Below are 26912 nucleotides of genomic sequence, written 5' to 3'. Positions count from 1 at the left end.
ATACGTTACCGGTGATGATGGAACATACAGGTGGTGCAGCTATCAAAGCAATACAAGCTTTACAGGAACAAATTAATGACATCAATACCCGCAGCGACATCCGGTTGTCGTCGCTGCAACAACAGGGTGAGCGGTTGTTCAATACCTTGTTTGTATATGAAAACTATCCGGTGCCAGCCGATAGTGGGGCGGAAGATGAGCTGCCGGTTGTTTTCAAAAGTGGTACGGAAAAATTGGATTATCCGCTGGCAGCTGTGGCCTTTGAATCCGGTAGCAGCATTGTATGTCAGCTGAAGTATGCAGGAGAATTATTTGCGCAGGAACAGATACAGGATATACTGGATGGCATGGCTACCTTGCTGGAGCAGTTGTTGCAGACGCCTGCTATTGATAGCAATCTGATGCGGTACCTGTCTGCAAGCCAATATCAGCAGGTCATCCACGACTGGAATGCTACAGCCAAACCATACGCTGCCGCCCAAACCATTCACCGGTTGTTTGAAGCCCAGGTGAATCAGACGCCGGATCAGACAGCGCTGGTATATGAAGCAACGCAACTGACTTACCACGAACTGAACGAGCGGGCCAACCGCCTGGCGGCATGGCTGCAGGCCACTTATAATATCCGCCCCGACGATCGGGTAGTGTTATGCCTGGATCGTTCCGAACAGCTGCTGATCACCATCCTGGCAGTACTGAAATCCGGTGGCGCCTATGTGCCCATGGATCCGGACTATCCGGAGGAACGTAAAGCCTATATACTGGCAGATACACAGGCAAGGACCGTATTAACCAACGACGTATATGCTGCTACGTTAGCTACCTGGACAAACGAGGTAGTCAGCATAGATACACCTGCTTTTGAAGCTATACTGGCGGCTTATCCGATTGAAAATCCGGTGGCAACCAGCCGCTCTACGGACCTGGCTTATGTGATCTATACCAGTGGTACCACCGGGCAGCCCAAAGGGGTGATGATCGAACACCGCGGTGTCATCAACCTGATCTCAGAACTGATTCCGGTGCATCAGCTGGATCAGCATACCAATGTAGGTTGTTACTCCAATTATGTGTTTGATGCCTTTGTATATGAAGTCTTCCCGGCACTGTGCAATGGTAACTGCCTATACCTGTACAGCAATCAGCTGCGTACGGCTCCCGAAGCTTTAACGGCTTATATCGCTGCGCACCGGATTGCCGTATCATTTATTCCATCGGCGTTATTACCGGCATTGCTGCCTTATAAACCAGCCCTGGAGGTGATCTTTACCGGGGGAGAAAAATTACCCGATCTCCGGATATCATCGCTCTATGGTACCTTGATGAACGAGTACGGACCTACGGAGATTACCGTGTGTGCTACCCTGCATGCTTACAGGGATAGTGGCAACAGTAGTATCATAGGCCGTCCTGTTGCGAATACCACGTTGTATGTACTGGATGCGCAGGGGATACCGGTACCGGTGGGCGCCATCGGAGAACTGTATATTGGCGGCGCCGGTGTGGCAAGGGGATACCTGAACAATCCTACGCTCACGGGGGAACGTTTTATCGCTAACCCATTCCGCAGCGCTGCGGAAAAAATGGTCAACAGCAACAGCCGTTTATATAAAACAGGAGATCTGGTGAGATATTTACCGGATGGTAACCTGGAATATGTAGGCCGTAACGACTTCCAGGTGAAGATCCGCGGTCACCGTATAGAGCTGGGCGAAATAGAAAACCGGCTGGCAGCATATCCCGGTATTCAACAGGCCGTGGTGATGGCCAGAGAGCAGGCCACCGGCGGTAAATACCTGGCAGGTTACTACGTAGCTGCTACACCGTTAGACCGCGCAACACTGGTGGCTTACCTGGAAGATTATTTACCGGACTATATGATACCATCGGTGTTGATACACCTGGAAGCGTTGCCATTCACCGTTAATGGTAAGGTAGATCGTAAGGCCTTGCCGGATCCGCTTTTCACGGATACGGCCAATTATGTGGCGCCGGCTACCGATACGGAAAGCCGCTTATGCGCCATCTATGCGGATATCCTGCAACTGCCTTTAACCCAGGTAGGGGTGGAAGATGATTTCTTCCGGCTGGGAGGTAACAGTATTCTGGCGATCCGGCTGGTGAGTCGTATTAACCAGGAACTGGGCAGTGCGCTGCAGATCAGTGCTGTTTTCATCGCCCGTACCATCCGCCGGTTGGCGGCCGCAGTGCCGGAAACGGCAACAGCCGTGGCTATCAGTGCAACAGTTGTGGCGCATCCGGAGGAACAGCTGTTATCCTTTGCGCAGGAACGGTTATGGTTTATCGAAGCGTTTGAAGGGGGAAGTGATGCCTATAATATTCCTGTGATATTACAGTTATCACCCGCTACCAATATCGGTTATCTGGAACAGGCCTTGCGTGCCGTGATACACCGGCATGAAGTATTACGCAGCCTCATTAAAACAACGGCAGCAGGTACCGGTTATCAGCAGGTGGTGGATGATACCCTTGTGCCTTTGGAGATAGCCATGCTGGAAGTGACGACGCAGGAAGAACTGGAAGCGGCTATGCTGGCAGCGGTACAGCATGTATTTCACTTGTCGGCAGCTATTCCGGTACAGATAAAAATGTATACCCTGCATGCAGCCACGGATACGCCTACACGCTACCTGAGTATAGTACTGCATCATATTGTGTTCGATGGCTGGTCAACCGATATCCTGTTACAGGAAATCGGCCACCACTATCATTATTATGCCACCGGTGCAACAGCTGCCACGTTACCGGCATTGTCCATACAATATAAAGACTTTGCGCTTTGGCAACGGCATTACCTGACGGGTGAAGTGCTGGCAAAACAAGTGACCTACTGGACAGAAAAACTGTCGGACCATGCACCACTGAACCTGCCAACAGACCGGGAAAGACCTGCCCGCATCAGTTATACCGGGGCTAACTGCACGTTTACCCTGGATCAGTCGCTGAGTGACGATTTACGTACGGTTGCCAGAGAACTGGAGGTGAGTATGTATAGTCTGTTGCTGAGTGGTTATTACCTGCTGTTACATAGTTACAGCAATCAGTCAGATATTATCATAGGTAGTCCGGTAGCCAACCGGCACCATCCGGAGATTGCCGGTTTAATCGGTTTCTTCGTGAATACATTGGTATTGCGGGAACAAATCGAACCCCGGCAACTGTTGACCGACTTCATTCAACAGGTAGGAGCAGCAGTGGTTACTGCACAGTTACACCAGGATTTGCCATTTGAAAAACTGGTAGATGAACTGAACCTGACACCGGATCCTTCGCGGCATCCGCTCTTCCAGGTGATGTTTAGTGTACAGCACTTTGGCAAGGAACAGGCAGCCGCCGTAGATCAGTTGTTTGTACCCTATCCGTTGCCAGGTGATTACCAGACCGCCAGGTTTGATATAACTACCATGATGGACGACAGTGAAGCGACCATCAAAGGTTTGGTGAACTATGCTACCCGTCTTTTTGAACCGGCTACCATCCAGGCATTGATAGATACCTATGTGGTGATCCTGCAACAGGTGGCCGCGCTGAAAAATACGGCACAGCGTCATTTACCTGTGCATGCGTTGCATTATCTGAGTCCGGTGCAACATACGGCCATCGTGCATCAGCGCAACGCAACAGAAAAAGTTTATCCGACGGAAGTGACGATTGATCGCCTGTTTGCGGCACAGGTAAGTCGTACCCCGGACCATCCGGCTGTGGTATGCGGCAACCGGCAGCTGACCTATCAGCAGCTGAACGACAAAGCAGATCGGCTGGCTGCTTATCTGCACACGATACATGATATACAACGCGATGAGCTGGTAGCCCTTTGTCTGGATCGTACGGAATATATGCTGGTAGCCATACTGGCAGTATTAAAAGCAGGAGGCGCTTATGTACCCGTGGATCCTGCTTATCCGGAAGACAGAATTGCCTACATCCTGGCGGATACCGGTACCAAAGTAGTACTGACAGATGAAAAAAGAATACCGCTCCTGCAGCAACTGACGGCTACTGCCATCGCCGCGGTAGATACCACTACTATCTATGAACAATACGGTACTGGCTATACGTTGCCTGCCAACGCTGCGCAACAGCTGGCGTATGTGATCTATACCAGTGGTACCACCGGTAAACCCAAAGGCGTGATGATTGAACACAGCGCTGTAGTCAACTACCTGTTTAACCTGCAGGAGATCATTCCTGCGGCAATCAACAACGTAGATTTTTCCAGCAACCTGTCTTTCGATTTGTCGGTAACAACCACCTTGTATCCGGTGTGTTTTGGCAAAACCATCTTTGTGTATGGACAGGATATCATGCAGATAAATGAATATAAACAACACCTGTTACAGCATCAGATTGAGATGGTAAAGTCTACGCCGGCTTATCTCGCCTTGTTAGGTAACCTGGAACAGGAGATTGATAATGAGGTGCTTGCAGAAGCAGATTTAAATATTAAGTTAACGATTACCGGAGGAGAAAAATTATTACCTAACCATATCGCCAACCTCTTAAAATTTTCAGAAAAGATCATCGATGAATACGGTCCTACAGAAACAACAGTAGGTGCCACCATTTATGAGATTGACCGGAGCACGGAACATTTTTCCATTGGAAAGGCGTATAACAACTATAAGATCTATGTACTGGATAGCTATTTGTTTCCTTTACCCGTTGGGGCTATCGGAGAATTGTATATCGGAGGTGCGGGTGTTTCACGCGGGTATCTGAATCAACCCACGTTAACGGGGGAACGTTTTATTGATAACCCGTTCCGTACCGACGCAGAAAAACAGGCAGGCACCAATGCCCGTTTGTATAAAACAGGCGACCTGGTAAGATATTTACCGGATGGTAATCTGAGTTACATCGGCCGAAACGACTTCCAGGTAAAGATCCGGGGATACCGGGTGGAGCTGGGTGAAACAGAAAGCCGCCTGTTATCATTTGCTGGTATGCAGCAGGTCATCGTGCTGGCGAAGGAACAACCTTCCGGCGATAAATACCTGGCTGCCTACTACACCGCCGGCGAAGCCATTGCAGAACAGCCATTGCGGACTTACTTAGCGGCACATCTGCCGGAGTATATGATACCGGCAGTATTTATACAACTGGCGGCGATGCCGCTCACCGCAAATGGTAAGCTGGATCGTAAGGCGCTGCCAGATCCGGTATTCACCACTACGCAACAATATGAGGCACCGGCCAATGCAACCGAAGCGCGCCTGTGTGATATTTATGCGGCCATACTCGGACTGGAGGCTACAGCGATCAGTGTGGAAGATGATTTCTTCCGCCTGGGAGGTAACAGTATACTGGCGATCCGCTTGGTCAGCCAGATCAACAAAGCATTAAACAGTCACCTGAAAGTGGCGGCCGTTTTTACAGCAAAAACCATCCGGGCCCTGGCTACACTGATACCTGCCGCGGTAGCTGATCACAGCGGTATCGTGGCAACACCGGTATCTCATCCGGAAGAACAGCGGTTGTCTTTTGCCCAGGAGCGGTTATGGTTCATTGAAAATTATGAAGGAGGCAGCAATGCCTACAACGTACCTATCGTATTGCGGTTGCAACCAGCTGCCCAGACAGACCGGCTGCTGCTGGCATTGAAAAGCATCGTGCACCGGCATGAAATATTACGCAGCCTGATTAAAACCACGGAAGCAGGTATCGGTTATCAGGAAGTACAGGATGATACCGTACAGCCGTTACCGGTAGAACTGCTGGATGTTTATCATTCGGCAGCATTGGAAGCTTGTCTGACCGAAGCCGCCAATCATATTTTCCACTTGTCAGCGGAGTGGCCGATACAGGTAAAACTGATGACGCTGCATCCTGCCGGCGCAACAGCAGCACGTTACCTGGTCGTGGTATTACACCACATCGCTTTTGATGGCTGGTCTACCGATATCCTGATCCGGGAACTGCTGGCGCATTATGCAGCAGACGCAACGTTGCAGCTGCCAGCTTTGCCGGTACAGTACAAAGACTATGCACTATGGCAACGTCATTATCTCACCGGCGACGTCTTAAACCGGCAACTGACCTATTGGAAAGATAAACTGGCTGCCAGTGAAGTGTTACACCTGCCATTGGATAAGGCAAGACCTGCCCGCATCAATTATGCTGGCGCAGACGTCTACTTTACCCTCGATCAACCATTGAGTGATGGGTTAAGAGCGTTGGCAAAAGAGCTGTCTGTAAGTATGTACAGCCTGCTGCTGAGTGGCTATTATCTGCTGTTGCGCAGTTTCAGCAATCAGGATGATATCCTGATCGGTAGCCCTGTGGCGAACCGTCATCATGAGGAGATTACCTCCGTGATCGGATTCTTTGTCAATACCCTGGTATTGCGCGCCACCATGCAGACAGACCAGCCCCTGACTGATTTTATCCGGCAGGTAGGTACTGATGTGGTGAATACCCAGTTACATCAGGATCTGCCTTTTGAAAAACTGGTGGAAATGCTCAACGTAACGCCGGATACCTCGCGTCACCCGATCTTCCAGGTATTGTTCAGCATTCAGCAAACAGACGGGCAGCAGCTTACCTTTGATCATTTATTTGAACCTTACAATAACGGGCATTACAGCATCGCCAAATTCGATCTCTCATTGATGATGGAAGACAACGGCGAAGTACTGACCGGTGCATTTAACTATGCCACCAGTTTGTTTGAACCCGCTACCATCGCTGTATATGCAGATACCTACCTGGAAATTTTACGGCAACTCGCTTCCCTGCAACGGGAGGAACAACGTGGGTTGAAAGTGAAAGACCTCCGTTATCTCAACGCCGCCAGGTACCAGGAAGTTGTTTATGATTGGAATGCTGCCCGCAGCACCCGTGACACAGACCAGACCATTACGCAGTGGTTTGAAGCGCAGGTAGCGGCAACGCCGGATCATACCGCCGTTGTTTATGAAAACGAGCAACTGACCTACCGGGAGCTGAATGAACAAGCCAATCAACTGGCCGCTTATCTGAAAGCCACCTACGCGATTCAGTCCGGCGACCTCATTGTATTGTGTCTGCATCGTTCGGTGCAACTGCCGGTAGCCATACTGGCCGTATTGAAATCCGGTGCGGCTTACGTGCCCATGGATCCGGCCTATCCGGAAGAGCGCCTGGCTTATATCCTGACAGATACCCAGGCCCGTGTGATCCTCACCAACAGCGTGTATGCGGATACGTTAGCCGGTATATTACCCGAAACGGCTGCCACCATGGAGCTGATCGATGATGCCGGCTGGCAGGAAAAATTGGCCGGATATGCTGTTGAGAACAATAACGATTGTACCCCGGATAGCCTGGCATACGTGATCTATACCAGTGGTACCACCGGTAAGCCGAAAGGGGTGATGATTGCCCACCGGAACGTGGTACGTTTGTTTACGGAAACCCATGACTGGTACCACTTTACAAATACCGATGTATGGACGTTATTCCATTCCTATGTGTTTGATTTCAGTGTATGGGAAATATGGGGCGCCTTTTTCTACGGTGGCAAATTACTCATTCCTACCTATGAACAAACCAGGGATGCTGCGCTGTTCTATCGTTTCTGTCTGAACGAAGGCGTAACGGTATTGAACCAGACGCCGACTGCCTTTTACCAGCTGATAGCGGTAGCTGTCAACGAACCGGTACGGTTGCAGCAGTTGCGGTATGTTATATTCGGGGGAGAAGCCCTGAACCTCACCCAGCTGAAACCCTGGTATAACTGTTACGCAGATACGGCGCCGCAGCTGATCAATATGTACGGTATTACAGAAACCACGGTACACGTGACCTATAAGCGTATCACCGCTACGGAGCTGGACAGGGGATCGCTCATTGGTACGGTTATTCCAGACCTCTATGCCTACGTCTTGAACAATCAGCTGGTGCCATTGCCCACAGGTGCTATCGGAGAGCTGTACATCGGCGGTGCTGGTGTGGCTACCGGTTACCTGAACAGACCTACGTTAACGGAGGAACGATTTATTGCCAATCCGTTCCGTACGGCAGCAGAAACAGCTACGGGTACCAACAGCCGGTTGTATAAAACCGGTGACCTGGTGCGGTACCTGCCGGATGGCAGCCTGGAATATATTGGTCGTAACGACTTCCAGGTGAAGATCCGGGGTCACCGTATAGAGCTGGGAGAAATAGAGAACAGACTGGCTTCCTTCCCGGGAGTACAGCAAGCCATTGTGCTGGCGAAAGACCAGGCCGCCGGCGGAGGTAAATATCTGGCAGGCTATTATGTAGCCGAAACTGCCATGGATCCATCAACCATACTGGCTTATCTGCACGAATACCTGCCGGATTATATGGTGCCTGCCGCCCTGGTACACCTGACCCGGTTACCGTTGACCGTCAATGGGAAGCTGGATCGTCAGGCTTTGCCGGATCCACTGTTTACAGATGATAGTAATTACGAAGCACCACAAAACGAAACAGAAGCCAGGCTGTGTGAAATCTATGCAGATGTTTTGGGCCTGCCGGTAGCCAAAGTGGGTATCCGTGATGACTTCTTCCGCTTAGGGGGAGATAGTATTGTCAGTATTCAGCTGGTGAGCCGTTTAAGACAACGTGCAGGCATGCAGGTGAGTGTGAAGGATATTTTCCAGTACAGAACCATTGGCGCCCTTTATACCCACGTCATTGCCAAAAATATACATAACACCATCCGGTTAACCACCGAACAGGGATTGCTGAGTGGTACGATGCCATTGTTGCCAATCCAGGAATGGTTTTTCCATCATATGGAAACCGGTACCTTCCGGGATTATCAGCACTGGAACCAATCTTTCCTGATCAGGGTACCGGCACTGAATAAGACTATCCTGGAACAGGCTATCACGTTGTTATTAGGTTATCACGACGGATTACGCATTCGTTTTAACCGCACTACCGACGGATTTACCCAGCATTATCAGGGGGAAGTAGCGCCGGTACAACTCACAGTGGCGGATATACGTGAGTATGCGTCTCCGGAAGCATTGCAACAGCTGCTGACCAGCTGGCAGGCTGATTTTGATATCCTGGGCGACAAATTGTTGCAAACAGGGTATCTGGAAGGATATGCAGATGGAAGCGCCCGTATTTTCCTGGCCGCACATCACCTGCTCATTGATACTGTCAGCTGGCGGATTATCACGGAAAATCTGCAACAGTTGTACGACGATATCATTATGCATGGATCACCGCGGGATGCAGGGCTGATACTGGGCGACAAAGGAACCAGCTATCGTCAATGGATAAACGTTATTACGGATTATAAATTAACCGCCGACCCGGCAGAAAATGCCTGGTGGTCGCAGGTGGCAGCCGGCATCCCGGCCAGCAATGCGGTATTGGAAGCTATGGCTGCTACTACCGTGAGCTATGCGTCCGTTGTATTGGATCAGGCAACAACTGGTTCGTTGCTACGGGAAAGCGGCCGCGTTTATCAGACGCAGATCAACGATCTCTTACTGAGTGCACTGAGCATTGCCTTAACCACCGTCACCGGTCAGAATCGTCACCACATTTTACTGGAAGGGCATGGCCGGGAAGAATTACATCCGGCTATTGATATTACCCGCACTACCGGTTGGTTTACGACCATGTATCCGGTAGAACTGATATCCCATTCTGGTGATATCACTGCTACCATTATTGCCGTTAAGGAAATGCTGCGGCAGGTACCGGGCAAAGGTATCGGGTACGGATCACTGATTGGTTATGTTGCGGCAGCACTGCCCCGCATCAGCTTTAACTATCTCGGACAATTTGATAAGGGAGAACCCGACAGGCAAACCGGCTGGTTGATCAGCAGTGATGGCAGCGGTATTGGCATTGCTCCGGGTAATGCAGATCCGCACCTGATCAATATTAATGGTGTGGTGATCAACGGACAACTGCAATTCAGTGTAGCCGGTCGTTTGGAGCCAGCTGTACTGACAACCCTGGCAGCCCGTTACCAGGCCGTATTGGAAGAACTGGTTGCGCATCTGGCGGCTGCCCCGCGCAGTTATTTAACCGCCAGTGATATAGACCGGATCATCTCTCCGGATTACCTCGATATCCTGCAGGCCGATCGGGAAATTACTGGTGTTTATCTGGCCAACAGCCTGCAGGAAGGATTTATTTACCACGCCCTGAACCAGGGTACTGTGGATGATGCCTACCGCGTACAGCTACAGTTGGAATATCTCGCTGCCCTGGAAGTGCCGCTGCTGGCACAGGCATGGCAGGCTACCCAGGAACGGTATCCGGTATTACGGCTGCGTTTTGCGTGGGAAGAGGAACTGGTGCAAGTGGTTGATAAAACAGGGCACCTGGATTGGCGGTATGAAGATATTACGGCTTTATCTGCCACTGAACAGGACGCATTTATGCAGCAGTTACAGGAAAACGACAGAACTATTTCCTTTGACATGGCCGCCGGCGCTTTATTCCGGATATACCTGGTGAAGTGTAGCCATACCCGTTATCAGTGTCTGTTCAGTAATCACCATGCGATCCTGGATGGCTGGAGTATGCCGGTGCTGCTGGGGCATGTACATACGGTGTACCAACAGTTGGTGAAAGGACAAATCATCCACTACCCGCAAGACAATAGCTACGTAGCTGCCCAGCAATATCTGCAGGCGAATCGGGGCGACAATACCGCTTACTGGAAAGCCGCTGTGAGCCGCCATATTTCGCGGGAAGATCTCAGCAGCTTGTTGAAGCCCGGACAACGGAATATTATTGTATCCGATTACCGGCACGTCCTGCAGCCGGTAGAATTATCCTGGCAGCTGACAGGAACGGCTTATCAGCAGCTCAAAGCCCTGTGTGCGACCTATGGCGTTACCGTGAATGCGGTGCTCCAATACCTGTGGCATAAACAATTAAGGATATACGGACATAGCGAAACCACCGCTACTGGTATGACCGTATCCGGTCGCAACCTGCCGGTAGATGATATTGAACAATCAGTGGGCCTCTTCATCAACACATTGCCGGTGATCGTAGAACATAACGTAGGGGCAACCATTACGGCAATACAAAGATTGCAGGAACAGATTAATGAAATCAATAGTCGCAGTGACATTAATTTGTCTACACTGCAACAGGCGGGAGAACGCCTGTTCAATACCTTGTTTGTATATGAAAACTATCCGGTGCCGGCCGATAGTGGGGTAGAAAATGAACTGCCGGTAGTTTTCAAAGGTGGTATGGAAAAGCTGGATTATCCGATGGCCGCCGTGGCTTTTGAATACGGTCACAGTATCGTGTGCCAGTTGAAATACGCCGGCGAATTATTTGCACAGGAACAAATGCAGGCCATACTGGATGGCATGCATACCTTGCTGGAGCAGGTATTACAGGAGCCCACCATTGATAACCATCAGCTGCAATACCTGCCGCCCATGCAGCACCAGCAGGTGATCCACGACTGGAATGCAACCGCTCAGCCCTATGCGACGGAGCAAACCATTACCGGATTGTTTGAAGCCCAGGCAGCCCGCACACCGGATCGTACCGCCGTGGTGTTTATGGCGCAGCAACTGACGTATCGCGAACTGAATGAGCGGGCCAACCGCCTGGCAGCATGGCTGCAGGCTACTTATAACATTCGCCCGGACGACCGGGTACTATTGTGCCTGGACCGTTCCGAACATATGCTCGTCGCCATCCTGGCCGTACTGAAATCCGGCGGCGCTTATGTGCCTATGGACCCGGGCTATCCGGATGAAAGGAAAGCGTATATGCTGGCAGATACGCAGGCGAAAGTAGTATTGACCAACGACGTATATACTGCGACGTTAGCTGCGCGGACGACAACCGTGGTAGGTATAGATGCACCTGCATTTGAAGCGATACTGGCCGCTTATTCGGCCGAAAATCCGGTACCGGCCAGCCGTGCCACAGACCTGGCTTATGTGATCTATACCAGCGGTACCACCGGCCAGCCTAAAGGCGTGATGATTGAACACAGGGGTGTCATCAACCTGATCACAGCACTGATTCCTGTGCACCAGCTGGATCAGCATACCCGTGTAGGCTGTTACTCCAATTATGTTTTTGATGCCTTTGTATATGAAGCCTTCCCAGCATTGTGCAACGGGAACAGTTTGTACCTCTACAGCGATCAGCTGCGTACTTCCCTGGATGCGCTCACAGCTTATATTGCCGCACATCAGATAGCGGTATCGTTTATACCATCGGCCTTATTGCCGGCATTGCTGCCTTATAAGCCAGCCTTGCAGGTGATCTTTACCGGGGGAGAAAAATTACCCGATCTCCGGATATCATCTCTCTATGGTAGCTTAATTAACGAGTACGGGCCTACGGAAATAACGGTTTGCGCTACATTACATCCTTACCGGGATAGTGGCAACAGCAGTATCATAGGCCGTCCGATTGCCAATACCACCTTATATGTACTGGATCCCCAGGGCATACCGGTACCGGTAGGGGCCACCGGCGAACTCTATATCGGTGGCGCCGGCGTAGCAAGAGGATATCTGAACAATCCTACGCTCACGGGGGAACGATTTATCGATAATCCTTTCCAGACAGCAACAGAAAAAATAAGGGCTGTCAACAGCCGTTTGTATAAAACAGGGGATCTGGTGAGATACTTACCGGATGGTAACCTGGAATATGTGGGCCGCAACGACTTCCAGGTGAAGATCCGCGGTCACCGTATAGAACTGGGCGAAATAGAAAACCGGCTGGCGGCGTATCCTGGTATACAACAAGCTGTGGTGATCGCCAAAGAGCAGCTCACCGGCGGCAAGTACCTGGCTGGTTATTACGTAGCTGCCATCCCGGTAAGCCGCGAAAAACTGGAGGCTTATCTGGAAGATTATTTACCGGACTATATGATACCATCGGTGCTGATGCACCTGGAAGCATTACCATTTACCGTTAATGGAAAGGTAGATCGTCAGGCTTTGCCAGACCCGCTTTTCACAGGAACAGAAAATTATGTGGCGCCGGCAACCGCTACGGAAGACCGCCTGCGTACCATTTATGCCACGATCCTGAACCTGTTGCCGGAACAGGTGGGAGTAGAGGATGATTTCTTCCGGCTGGGTGGTAACAGCATTCTGGCCATCCGACTGGTGAGCCGTATCAATCAGGACCTGAACAGTGCCCTGAATATAGGCGCCGTGTTTACCGGCCGTACCATCCGTAAACTGGCGGCGTTACTGGGCGATACTGAAAAACCAGCCGCCATACAGATTATGGCGACGGTGGCCCATCATCCGGAAGAGCAGTTGCTGTCCTTTGCACAGGAACGTTTATGGTTTATTGAGGCCTATGAGGGTGGCAGCGCCGCTTATAACATTCCGGTAGTATGGCGGCTGTCGGCAGCTACCAATACCGACTACCTGTTACAGGCACTCCGTACCATAGTACACCGGCATGAAGTGTTGCGCAGTCTCATTAAAACCACGCCGGAAGGCAGGGGCTATCAACAGCTGATAGATGATGTAGTGCAACCTTTCCTGATTACAGACACCATCCTCTATGAGGAAACAGCTTTGCAGGCTGCGTTACAGGAAGATGCCAGCCGCATATTTAATTTAACGGAAACATATCCGCTGCAGGTGAAGTTATACCGCCTGCAAACCCCAACGGAAGAAATAGTTTACCTGAGTATTGTACTGCACCATATTGCTTTTGATGGCTGGTCAGCGGGTATCCTGATGAAAGAACTGGAGCAGTGTTATTACCATTACGAAGCATTAACAACCGGAGATATACAACGGGCACAGACCCATGCACTGCCGGCATTACAGATACAATACCGCGATTTTGCCCGCTGGCAGCGGGAATACCTGACCGGTGAAGTACTGGCAAAACAACTGACTTACTGGAAAGATAAACTACAGGACTTTGAAACCCTGCACCTGCCGGCAGATAAAGCAAGACCTGCCCGTATCGACTATACCGGCGCCAATCATGCCTTTGAGCTGGAAGCGTCACTCAGTACCGACCTGAGAGCGCTGGCCAAAGACCTGGAAGTAAGTATGTTCAGCCTGTTGCTGAGTGCCTATTACCTGTTGCTGCGCAGTTACAGCAACCAGTCAGATATTGTTATCGGTACACCGGTGGCCAACCGGCATCACGCGGAAATTACAGGCCTGATCGGCTTCTTCGTGAATACACTGGTATTGCGGGAACAGATAGCTGCTGAACAATCCCTGAAAACGTTTATCCGTCAGGTAGGGGAAGCCGTGGTAGCCGCCCAGTTACACCAGGACCTGCCTTTTGAGAAACTGGTAGATGAACTGGGACTGATCCCGGATACTTCCCGGCACCCCGTTTTCCAAACTATTTTCAGCTTGCAACAGTTTGAGGGAGAAACTACGGCCTTCAATGGATTGCTGACGCCTTATGCGCCCGACAGCGGCCAGCAGACGGCTAAATTTGATCTGTCGGTGATGATAGATGATAGCGGCGCTACCATCAAAGGCCAGTTCAATTATGCGACCAGTCTTTTTGAAGCAGCTACCATTGCTGGTTACAGTGATACCTTCCGCATCATACTGACACAACTGGCGGCGCTGAAAAATCCGCTGCAGGCGGGTAAACGGGTACAAGACCTGCATTACCTGGATGCCGGTCAGTATACCACCGTCATAGAGAAGTGGAATGCTACCACGAAAAATTATCCGGCTGAAAAAACTATTCACCAGCTGTTTGAAGAACAGGTACAACAAACCCCCGATCGCATTGCCGTGGTATATGAAGCACAACAGCTGAGTTACCACGCGCTGAATGAACAGGCGAACCGGTTGGCAGCTTACCTGCAAACAACCTGGCATATTGGCCCGGGCGACCTGGTAACCCTTTGCCTGGATCGTTCCGAACAGCTGCTGGTAGCCATTCTCGCCGTACTGAAATCCGGTGGGGCCTATGTACCCATGGACCCCGGTTATCCGGAGGACCGGTTGGCCTATATTGTGGCCGATACCCGTACCAAAGTGGTACTTACCAATAGCGTACAGGCGGCCACGTTAACTGCCTTACCAACACCTTTGGTGCGTATAGACGATCCTGCATTCCTGGCCATGTTGGCCACCAGCCCCGCTACCCGGGTGACTGGCGGCAGTACCGCCACCGATCTGGCGTATGTGATTTACACCAGTGGTACGACCGGTAAGCCGAAAGGAGTCATGGTACCGCATCGCGGAGTTATTAATCTCATCATGGAGCTGATTCCGGCCCATAGCCTGGATAAATATGAGCAGGTGGGCTGTTATTCCAACTATGTATTTGATGCTTTTGTATATGAAGCGTTCCCGGTATTGTGTAATGGCAATACTTTACATATCTACAGTAACCGGTTAAGAACCTCGCTGGAGGAACTGGCGGCATATATCCAACAACAGCGTATAGCCGTTTCCTTTATCCCGCCGGCACTCTTGTCTGCGTTTATGGATCATCAGCCGGAACTGCAGCTCATCTTCGCCGGAGGCGAGAAACTACCGGATATCAGTGCAGATGCCTTCTCCGGAAAAATCATTAACGAATACGGACCTACGGAAACAACGGTATGTGTGACCTGGCATCATTACCAGGCAAACAGTAGTACCGCCAATATCGGCCGTCCTATTGCCAATACGGCGTTATATGTGTTAAATGCCCATCAGGTACCGGTACCCGTGGGGGGTATCGGGGAGCTGTATATCGGCGGCGCCGGTGTCACCAGCGGTTACCTGAATTTACCGGCATTAACCGCAGAACGTTTTATCACCAATCCTTTCCGGACAGCGGCAGAAAAACAGGAGGAACGCAACGGTCGCCTGTATAAAACCGGCGATCTGGTACGCTACCTGCCAGGTGGTGACCTGGAATACATGGGCCGCAATGACGCCCAGGTGAAAATAAGGGGATACCGCATTGAGCTGGGTGAAATAGAAAACCGGTTGCTGGCTTATCCGGGTGTGAAACAAGCCGTTGTATTGGTAAAAGAACAGGCTGCCGGTGGTAAATACCTGGCTGGCTATTATACAGCGGCCACTTCACTGGAACAGGAGCAGATACGAGAACATATGAGTGCCGGCCTGCCGGACTATATGGTACCTGCGGTACTGGTGCCTTTGGAAACGATACCCCTGACCGTCAATGGTAAAGTAGACCACAAGGCCTTGCCGGACCCGATATTTACCGATACGGTACATTACGCGGCGCCGGAAAATGAAACAGAAGCCCGCCTGTGTGCGATCTATAGTGAAGTGCTGGGCTTACCTGCCGCACAGATCAGTGTACTGGATGATTTCTTCCGGTTAGGAGGGAACAGTATGCTGGCCATCCGCCTGGTACGTTTGATTAACAAAGCGCTGCACAGCACCATCGGCGTGTCGGTGATTTTCACCAGCAGAACGATCCGGGAACTGGCTGCACGCCTGTTTACCAGTACCAGTGAAGAAGTAGTGATCACAGCACCGGTAGTGTCCCGGCCGGAAGAGCAATGGTTATCTTTTGCGCAGGAACGGTTATGGTTTATTGAAGCATATGAAGGTGGCAGCAGTGCCTATAATATTCCGGTGGTATTGCAGCTGCTGCCTGCCACCCAGGTTGCATGGCTGATCGCCGCATTACAGGAAGTGGTACAACGGCATGAAATCCTGCGCAGTTATATCCGAAGCAGTGCAGCTGGTACCGCTTACCAGCAGGTAGGCGATAACGTAGGGGCATTCCCGGTAGTACAACAGGAAGTGTTTACCCGGCAGCAACTGGAGGCAGCGATCCTCGCTGCGGCTGCTCACAGGTTTAACCTGGCGGAAGAATATCCGCTGCAGGCGCAGCTCTACATCCTGCAGGAAGGCGACCATACCACCCATTATCTGGGATTAGTCTTGCACCACATTGCCTTTGATGGTTGGTCATCCGATATTTTGCTGCGGGAACTGGGGCAACATTACGCCGGCTTCGAAGCACAGGCAGCAGGAGATACCCTGCGTGCTGCTCAATACACCCTGCCGGCGCTGCCGCTGCAATACAAGGATTTTGCCGCATGGCAACGTTCGTACCTCTCAGGTGAGGTACTGGAAAGACAACTGTCTTTCTGGAAAACACAGCTCTCGGATTATGTGCCACTGAACCTGCCTACAGATAGAGAAAGGCCGGCACTGATTCAGTATGCCGGTGCAGATAGCCTGTTTAAACTGGACAAAGTGACCAGCGATGCATTACGGGCAGTGGCCAAAGAGCTGGAAGTAAGTATGTACAGCTTAATGCTCAGCGGTTATTACCTGTTGTTACATAGTTACAGCAGTCAGACCGATCTGGTGATTGGTAGTCCGGTTGCAAACCGGCATTATCGGGGGCTTACCGATATGATCGGCTGTTTCGTGAATAGTCTTGCGCTCCGGGTAGAGATCACCGCAGACCAGCCGGTGACAGACTTTATCCGGCAGGTAGGCGCCGTAGTCATTGCAGCGCAGCTCCACCAGGATTTACCTTTCGAAAAACTGGTGAGTGAGCTGGAAGTGATACCGGATACTTCCCGTCATCCGATATTCCAGGTGCTGTTTAGTGTACAGCATTTCGGACAGGAGCAGCCCGTGCAGCATCCGTTATTTGCGCCTTATCAGGCCGGAGAACCTGCGGTGGCCGCCAAGTTCGATTTGTCGGTTACCCTCGACGACAGCGCCGATGGTATCAATGGGGTGTTTAACTATGCAACGGCTTTATTTGATGCCGCTACCATTACCGCCTATATGGATACCTACCGGGTTATTCTGCAGCAGCTGGCGGCTATCGGACAATCGCGTAAGCGTGCGCTGAAAGTGAGCGATATCAATTACCTCAATCCGGCACACTACACAGATATTATCTACGAGCGCAACGCTACATCGGCGTTTTATCCGGCAACCACCACGTTCCGCGAGCTGTTTGAAGCACAGGTGGCGCGTACACCGGATAATATAGCCGTTATCAGCGGAACGGAACAGCTGACCTATTGGGAACTGAATGAACGCAGTAACCGCCTGGCCGCTTACCTCAGCGCCAATTGGGATATCCGGCCGGATGACCTCATCGCCATCTATACAGACCGCTCCGCCTATATGCTGATCGCCGTGATCGCGATATTGAAAACAGGCGGCGCCTATGTACCGGTAGATCCGGCATTCCCGGCAGACCGGGTACAGTATATCCTAACAGATACGGATACACGTATTGTACTGACCAATGAAAAATATGCAGATACGCTGGCCACACTCATGACAGGATCAACGGCCACACCGGTGTATATGGACAATATATCCCTGCAGGAAAAACTGGCGGCAGACTATCATAATATGAACCCGGTTCACACAGCTGCACCGGATCACCTCAATTATGTCATCTATACCAGTGGCACTACCGGTAATCCCAAAGGGGTAATGATTGCCCATCATTCTTTTGTGAACCTGCTGCATTATTACCGGCATACCTATTTCGGCGCGGAAGAAGCCATCCATACTTTATCTGTCACCAGTTATGTATTTGATATCTGGGGCCTGGAATATGGGTTGCCCCTGATCAGCGGCGGATTTATTGAATTGTCGGATAATAAATGGCTGGATATCGACACCAGTAAATATACCTTCATTCAGTTAACACCAGGATTGTTATCAGCCGGTTTGGATCAGATCCGGTTCAATAATCCTGCATTGAAACTGTTTGTAGGAGGAGAAGCCATTACCCGCGAGTTACTGAACAGAATATTCTCTTCCGCACAGGTAGCCTGGGTGCTGAATGTATACGGACCCACAGAAACTACGGTATGGTCATTGAATCAGCTGAACACGGCAGATCATTATAACGTACATATTGGTCGCCCGATCGCCAATACCTCGGTGTATGTACTGGATGCCCGGTTAAAACCGGTGCCGGCAGGCGCTATCGGAGAGTTATATATCGGCGGTGCCGGTGTGGCAAGAGGTTACTGGAACCGACCCACGTTAACGGGGGAACGTTTTATCGATAATCCTTTCCAGACAACGGAAGAAAAAGCGACAGGCGCCAATAGCCGGATCTATAAAACCGGCGACCTGGTGAAATACCTGCCGGATGGCTCACTGGCTTATATCGGCCGTAACGACTTCCAGGTAAAGATCCGCGGATACCGGATTGAACTGGGCGAAATAGAAAACCGCCTGGCTGCCTATCCGGGTATTCAACAGGCGGTAGTGGTAGCAAGGGAGCAAGCTAGCGGCAATGGCAAATACCTGGCGGCTTACTTCGCCGCCGCTACACCAGTGGCAGAAAGCGACGTACAGGCTTATCTGGCTGCCTGTCTGCCGGAGTATATGTTGCCCGCCGTATTGATGCAGTTGCCGGAAATGCCCATGACGGTAAATGGTAAACTGAACCGGCAGGCATTGCCCGATCCGCTGTTTGCAGACACCACGCCTTATGAGGCGCCCGCCAATGATACCGAAGCTGCTTTATGTGCCATTTATAGTGAAGTATTAGGTGTGCCGGCAACGGAAATCGGTGTACTGGATGATTTCTTCCGCCTGGGCGGTAACAGTATGCTGGCTATTCGCCTGGTGAGTCTCCTCAATAAAAGACTGGATACCCGGATGCGGGTATTGGAAATATTTACCGGCAGAACCATCCGCCGGCTGGCGGCGCAACTACATACCGTAACGGATACGGCTATCCGCATTACCCGTGCGGCCGTTGTAGCGCCGGAGTTGCAGCTGTTGTCCTTTGCGCAGGAACGTTTATGGTTTATTGAAACCTTTGAAGGAGGTACCAATGCCTATAACATTCCGGTTGTGCTGCAACTGCAACCGGAAACACAAACCGATGGACTGTTGTTTGCCATCCGTTCCATTGTACACCGGCACGAAGTGCTGCGCAGTGTGATCCGTACTACGGCGGAAGGCAACGGTTATCAGCTGGTATGCGATGATGTGGAATACCCTTTACCGGTTGCACACGTACACGTATATACGACCGAAGAACTGGAAGCAGCCATACAACAAGCTGCCCGGCACATCTTCCAGCTGGCCACCGCCTATCCGGTACAGGTACAGCTGTATACCCTGCATCATACTGCTGGTGAAGCAATACATTATGTGAGTATCGTATTCCACCACATTGCTTTCGATGGCTGGTCTACAGACATCCTGATCAAAGAACTGTATGCACACTATGCCCACTATGAAGCATTACAGGCGGGTACTGCCGCAGGAGAGCTATTGCCGCCACTGGAAATACAATACCGCGACTTTGCCAGCTGGCAACGGAATTACCTGACCGGTGCTGTATTGGATGCACAACTGGCTTACTGGAAAGAAAAGCTGGCAGGTTATGAAATCCTGCACCTGCCTACCGATAAGGTACGGCCGGCACAGGTAAATTATGCCGGCGATAATGTCGTATTTGCGCTGGATAAAAATGTGAGCGATGCCCTGAGAGCAGTGGCCAGAGACCTGGAGGTAAGTATGTTTAGCCTGCTGCTCAGTGGTTACTACTTACTGTTGCGTTGTTATGCCAATCAATCAGATATCATCGTAGGTAGCCCTGTGGCCAACCGGCATCACAGAGAAGTAGAAGGCATGATCGGTTTCTTTGTCAATACCTGGGCATTGCGGGAACAACTCAGTCCGGATCAGTCACTGATTGATTTTATCCGGCAGGTAGGTGCCTCCGTGGTAACGGCACAATTGCATCAGGATCTGCCGTTTGAAAAATTAGTGGGAGAACTGCAGCTACCGGCAGATACATCGCGGCATCCGCTCTTCCAGGTAATGTTCAGCGTACAGCAGTTTGGCAGCGATGCCGCGCCACTCAACCGCTTGTTTGCGCCGTATGCCAATGCTGCCGGACACGAAGTCGCCAAGTTTGATCTGACGGCTACCCTGGACGACAGCGGAGAAACCATCCGTGGTATGTTCAACTATGCGACTGCCTTGTTTGAACCAGGTACCATGGCGGGTTATGTAGATACTTATTTGTCGGTCTTAAGCACGCTTGCTACGCTGAAACGCAGTGGCGCGGCCTGCCGGATCGGTGACCTGCAGTACCTGCATCCGCAGCAGTTACATAAAATAGTACACGAATGGAATGATACAGCTGCGACCTACCCGGCAGACCAAACCATTGTACAGCTGTTTGAAGCACAGGTAGCCGCAACGCCCGACAAGATTGCGCTGATAGGGGAAGAACAACAGCTGACTTACCGCGAACTGAATGAAAGCGTGAACCAGCTGGCAGCCTACCTGAAAGCTACCTATGATATCAGACCGGATGACCTGGTGGGCATCTACCTGGATAAATCTGCCGGTATGCTGATTAGCATTCTGGCCGTGCTCAAAGCTGGTGGAGCTTATGTACCACTGGATACTTCCTGGCCGGAAGACAGAATCGCCTATATCATTGCTGATACGCGGACCCGGGTAGTACTGACGGGCAATAGTTATGCAGCCGCACTGCAAGCACTGACAGCTGATAGCGCCGTGATTATTGATAATGTAGACACCACAGCCTGGCACATTACTATCACCAACGCCTATCCGAAAACGAATCCGGCTACCGCCTGTGAGGCACATCATCTTGCCTATGTGATTTATACCAGCGGTACTACCGGTCAGCCGAAAGGTGTAATGGTAGCACATCGCAGTGTAAACCGCCTCGTGAAAAATACGGACTATATCACGATCACGCCGGAGGATAAGCTGTTGAGTATGTCCAGCTTCTCGTTCGATGCATCGGTGTTTGATATTTTTGGTGCTTTGCTGAATGGCGCTACTTTCATCATCCCGGAAAAAGAAGTGATGCTCGACATCAGCAAACTGGATCAGTTGCTGTATGCCGGCGGGGTTACCGTATTCTTTATTACGACCGCCTTGTTCAATACGCTGGTAGAAGAAGCGCCATCCGGATTGAAACAGGTGCGGCAGATTTTATTCGGTGGAGAGCAGGTGTCGTTGCAGCATGTTACCCGTTTCCTGGCTGCTTATCCGGCGGTACAGCTGACACATATGTATGGGCCTACGGAATGTACCACCTATGCAACGGCTTTCCAGTGTAACGGTCAGATGGTAGCCGCATCGGGTACCATTGCCATTGGCCGCCCCATTGCCAATACAACGGCTTATGTACTGGACAGTCAGCTGCATCCGCTGCCGGCAGGTGCGATCGGAGAACTGTATCTGGGCGGCGCCGGTGTGGCACGCGGATACCTGTATCAGCCGGCCCTTACAGCACAGCGGTTTATAGCAAATCCATTCCGTACTGCGGAAGATATACAACATCACACGAATGACCGCCTGTATAAAACAGGTGACCTCGTGCGTTATCTCGCAGATGGCAATATTGAATATGTGGGCCGTAATGATTTCCAGGTGAAGATCCGCGGCTTCCGCATTGAACTGGGTGAAATTGAAAGCCGGTTGTCTGCTTGTCCGGGTGTGAAACAGGCCATTGTACTGGCGAAAGAACGCAGTAACGGCGGCGGTAAATACCTGGCCGGTTATTATGCGGCGGCGGCAGCGATACCCCAGCAGGAATTACTGGCTTATCTGGGTGGTTATCTGCCGGATTATATGATACCAGCGGTATTGGTGCATCTGCCGGAATTACCATTGAATGCCAATGGCAAAGTAGACCGCCGGGCCTTACCGGAACCGGTGCTGACAGCCGATGGCCGGTATCTGGCGCCGCAGAATGACACCGAAACACGCTTATGTGAAATCTATGGAGAAGTACTGGGCGTACCTGTAGCGCAGATCGGCGTGGAAGATGATTTCTTCCGGTTGGGAGGTAGCAGCATCCTGGCCATCCGCCTGGTAAGCCTGATTAATAAACAGCTGGACAGCCAGATCCGGGTGCCGGCCATCTTTGCCGGCAGAACCATCCGGAATATTGCGGCACAGCTGCATACCGGCGCTGCAGAAGAAGTAAACATGCTGCCGGTGGAAGTATCCCATCCGGAATTACAGTGGTTATCTTTTGCCCAGGAACGCCTGTGGTTTATTGAAGCTTATGAAGGTGGTAGTAATGCCTACAATGTGCCGATCGTCCTCAAACTGATGCCGGCTGTTAATGCAGACAGCCTGCTGCTGGCCGTGAGAGCGGTGGTACACCGGCATGAAGTACTCCGGAGTCTGATCAAAACTTCGGCTGATGGTAATGGTTATCAGCTGGTGATCGATGACCGTGTAACGCCTTTACCGGTGGAAATGCTGGATGTATTTTCCGCCAAAGGACTGGCGGAAGCGCTGCAAACATCGGTAGGGCACGTGTTCCGGCTGGAAGAAGAATTTCCGGTGCAGGTAAAACTGTATACGCGGCATAAAAAACAACGGGCAGCAGAACGTTACCTGAGTATCGTTTTACATCATATTGCTTTTGATGGCTGGTCTGCTGACATCCTGTTACGGGAGCTGCATCATTATTATGCCTATTATGAAGCCCGCTTATCGGGAGAAGGCATTGCCACACAACCGGCCACTTTACCCGCGTTGAAGATTCAGTATAAAGATTTTGCGCGCTGGCAAAGGAATTTCCTGAGTGGCGTGGTGCTGGACAAACAATTATCTTACTGGAAAAATAAACTAACCGGTTATGAACAACTGCATTTGCCGGTAGATAAGGTAAGACCAGCCCGGGTGAGCTATGCCGGAGCAGACCTCTCCTTTGAACTGACCCGTAAGCTGAGTGAAGAGCTGAGGGCGGTGGCCAAAGACCTGGAAGTAAGTATGTTCAGCTTATTGCTGAGTGGTTACTACCTGCTGTTACGTAGCTATAGCAATCAGTCGGATATTATCGTGGGTAGTCCGGTGGCGAACCGTCATCACCGGGAAATCACGGACCTGATCGGGTTCTTTGTGAATTCATTGGTGTTGCGGGAGCAAATCGATCCGGCCGTGTCGCTGGTGGATTTCATCCGCCAGGTAGGACATTCCGTGGTGGAAGCACAGCTGCACCAGGATTTGCCATTTGAAAAACTGGTGAGTGAACTGGAGCCTGTGCCGGATACTTCCCGTCATCCGTTGTTCCAGGTGATGTTCAGCGTACAGCATTTCGGCCAGGCCGTTGCGCCGGTGCCGCAGTTGTTTGAAGCGTATCAACGCAGCAACAGCGGGCCGGTAGCTAAGTTCGATCTTACCACCACACTGGACGACAGCGGAGAGGTGATAAAAGGCGTATTCAATTATGCCACTGCCTTGTTTGAAGCGGCTACTATCCGGTCCTTTATTGCCACCTTTAAAACCATCCTCAGTCAGCTGGCGGCACTCAAATCCAGCCGGCAGCATCACCGTACCGTGGCCGATCTGCATTACCTGGATCAGCCGCTGTTTACCAAAATGATACATCAATGGAATGATACGGTACAATCCTATCCTTCCGAACAAACTATCCCACAGCTGTTTGAAGCGCAGGTAGCCGCTACGCCGGATCAACCGGCCGTCGTATATGAAGGACAATCCTTCACCTACCGGGAGCTGAATGAAAGGGCCAATCAGCTGGCAGCTTATCTGCAGGCAACCTATCATATCCAACCGGATGACCGGGTAGCGCTCTACATGGAGAGATCTGCCGATATGCTGATCACTATCCTGGCCATCCTGAAATCCGGTGGCGCTTATGTGCCGGTGGATACGGCCTATCCGGAAGACCGGGTGACCTATATCCTGGCCGATACCGGCGCCAAAGTGGTATTGACAGATACTATTGCAGCACCTGTGCTGGCAACCTGTATGCAGGAAGTGAACCTGCCGGTAGCCTGCCTGGATGAAAGGCTGTGGCAACATATCCTGTCGGCTGCTTATCCGCGTACCAACGTAGCGAGCACCTGTGCTGCACATCACCTGGCGTACGTGATTTATACCAGTGGTACTACCGGGCAGCCAAAAGGCGTGATGGTGGAACACCACAGTGTAGCGCGGCTGGTGAAGGGTACAGACTATGTAACAATAGACACTTCCGATACCCTATTGAGTTTGTCTAATTTCTCGTTTGACGGATCAGTGTTTGATATTTTCGGCGCCTTGTTAAATGGAGCTACCCTGGTGATTCCGGTGAAAGAGGCCTTACTCGATATGAACCGGTTGAATGCATTGATGCATGCCCACCAGGTATCGGTATTCTTTGTGACGACCGCATTATTTAATGCCCTGACAGAAGAGGCGCCGGACGGTCTGCAACAGGTACGACAGATACTGTTTGGTGGAGAACAGGTATCCCTGCAGCATGTAACGCGCTTCCTGGAACAACATCCTGCCATACAGCTGACGCACGTATACGGGCCTACGGAGTGTACCACCTATGCCACCTCGTTCCTGTGCAATCACCAGCTGGTGACGGCATCCGGCACCATTGCCATTGGTCGTCCGATTGCGAATACTACCGCTTACGTACTGGATCGCTACCTGCATCCGGTACCTGTGGGGGCAATAGGAGAGCTGTACCTGGGCGGCGCCGGCGTAGCACGCGGATACCTGCATCAGCCGGCCCTGACCGAACAACGTTTTATTGCCCATCCATTCCTCTCTGCGGCCGGAAAACAACATGCCGGCAACAACAGGTTATACAAAACCGGCGACCTGGTAAAATACCTGGGAGATGGTAACATTGAATATATCAGCCGGAATGATTTCCAGGTGAAGATCCGCGGCTACCGCATTGAACCGGGCGAAATTGAAACCCGCCTGCTGGCTTATCCAGGTATCAAACAAGCCATTGTAGTAGCGAAAGAACAGGCTGCCGGTACCGGCAAATACCTGGCGGGTTATTATGCTGCAGAGGCACAACCGGATGAACAGGCCTTGCTGCACTACCTGGGTGAGCACCTGCCGGATTATATGGTGCCGGCGGTATTGGTGTATCAACCCGTGCTGGCATTAAATACCAACGGGAAAATTGACCGCCGTTTGCTGCCGGAACCGGTGTTTACGGCGAAGCATACCTACCTGGCGCCTGAAAACGAAACAGAGCTGCGGCTATGTAAAGTGTTCGAAGACGTATTGGGTATACCGGCTGAGCAGATCAGTGTGGAAGATGATTTCTTCCGCCTGGGAGGCAGTAGTATCCTGGCTATTCAGCTGGTAAGAAAAATAAATCAACAGCTGCAAACCAGCATTAAAATAGCAGACGTCTTTATGCACAAGGCTATCCGGCCATTAGCTGCCCACATCAGCAAAGGGGAATATAAAGGCAAGCTGGTGGTAAAACTGAATAAGACAACAGACCAGGAAAATATGTTTATGATCCATCCCGGTGGCAGCGGATGTGAGGTGTATACCGGGCTGGCAGAAAGCCTGCAATCAGACTATTGCTGCTATGGTATCGACTCCTACAACCTGCATCATGCCGACAAGATCGCTGACCTGAACCGGTTGGCGGCCTACTACCTGGCCTGCATCGATGAAGTGCAGCCACCCCGCGAAGACGCCGCCTATCATCTGTTGGGTTGGTCGCTGGGCGGACAGCTGGCTATGGAAATAGCGGTGCTGCTGGAAGCCAGGGGCGTGAAAAATATAACGGTATACCTGCTCGATACCATCCTGAATGATGGCGACACCCGGTTGTTGTCGCTGAAAGCAGGACTGGATGAAGAACTCAGCAAATTGCTGAACAGGGAAGCCGCTATCCGGGAAGACGTAAATAACCTGAAAACACTGATGGAGATAGACTATCAGCTGGGTAAACAATTGATCTCCGACAGTCTCCGTTATACCAGCGTCGTATTGTTTAAAGCGATGTTACCGGATGAGAGATGGCAGGGTGAAAAGGCCGCATTGCTGAATAACTATGTATTGCAGTTGCCGTTTAATAATGTGGAATATGTAGTGGATGGCTTACAACAGCTGAAAGTAGTGAAGGTATATGATAAGAGTCATGCCAATATACTGGAAGATGTGGACGTATTGTTATCCGTCATGCTCAGATCAGTGTAGCAGATAATAACACAGGAAAAA

The 26912-nt window shown here is 51.1% G+C and carries 1 protein-coding gene (running past one end of the window); it reads left to right on the top strand.

Going from position 1 to position 26912, the window contains the following annotated elements:
• A protein-coding gene (locus OL444_RS20345; protein WP_264730169.1) for a non-ribosomal peptide synthase/polyketide synthase crosses the window boundary here: on the top strand, nucleotides 1-26891 show its end. It extends 31849 nt beyond the left edge of the window; 26891 of the gene's 58740 nt are visible here — the last part of the coding sequence; its start codon lies beyond the left edge, outside the window; the stop codon is at nucleotides 26889-26891.
• Nucleotides 26892-26912 lie beyond the last annotated feature (21 nt).

The organism is Chitinophaga nivalis (assembly GCF_025989125.1).
GTDB lineage: Bacteria > Bacteroidota > Bacteroidia > Chitinophagales > Chitinophagaceae > Chitinophaga > Chitinophaga nivalis.
The sequence above is the reverse complement of the archived record's forward strand: the minus strand, read 5'-3'. Positions and strand labels throughout refer to the sequence as shown.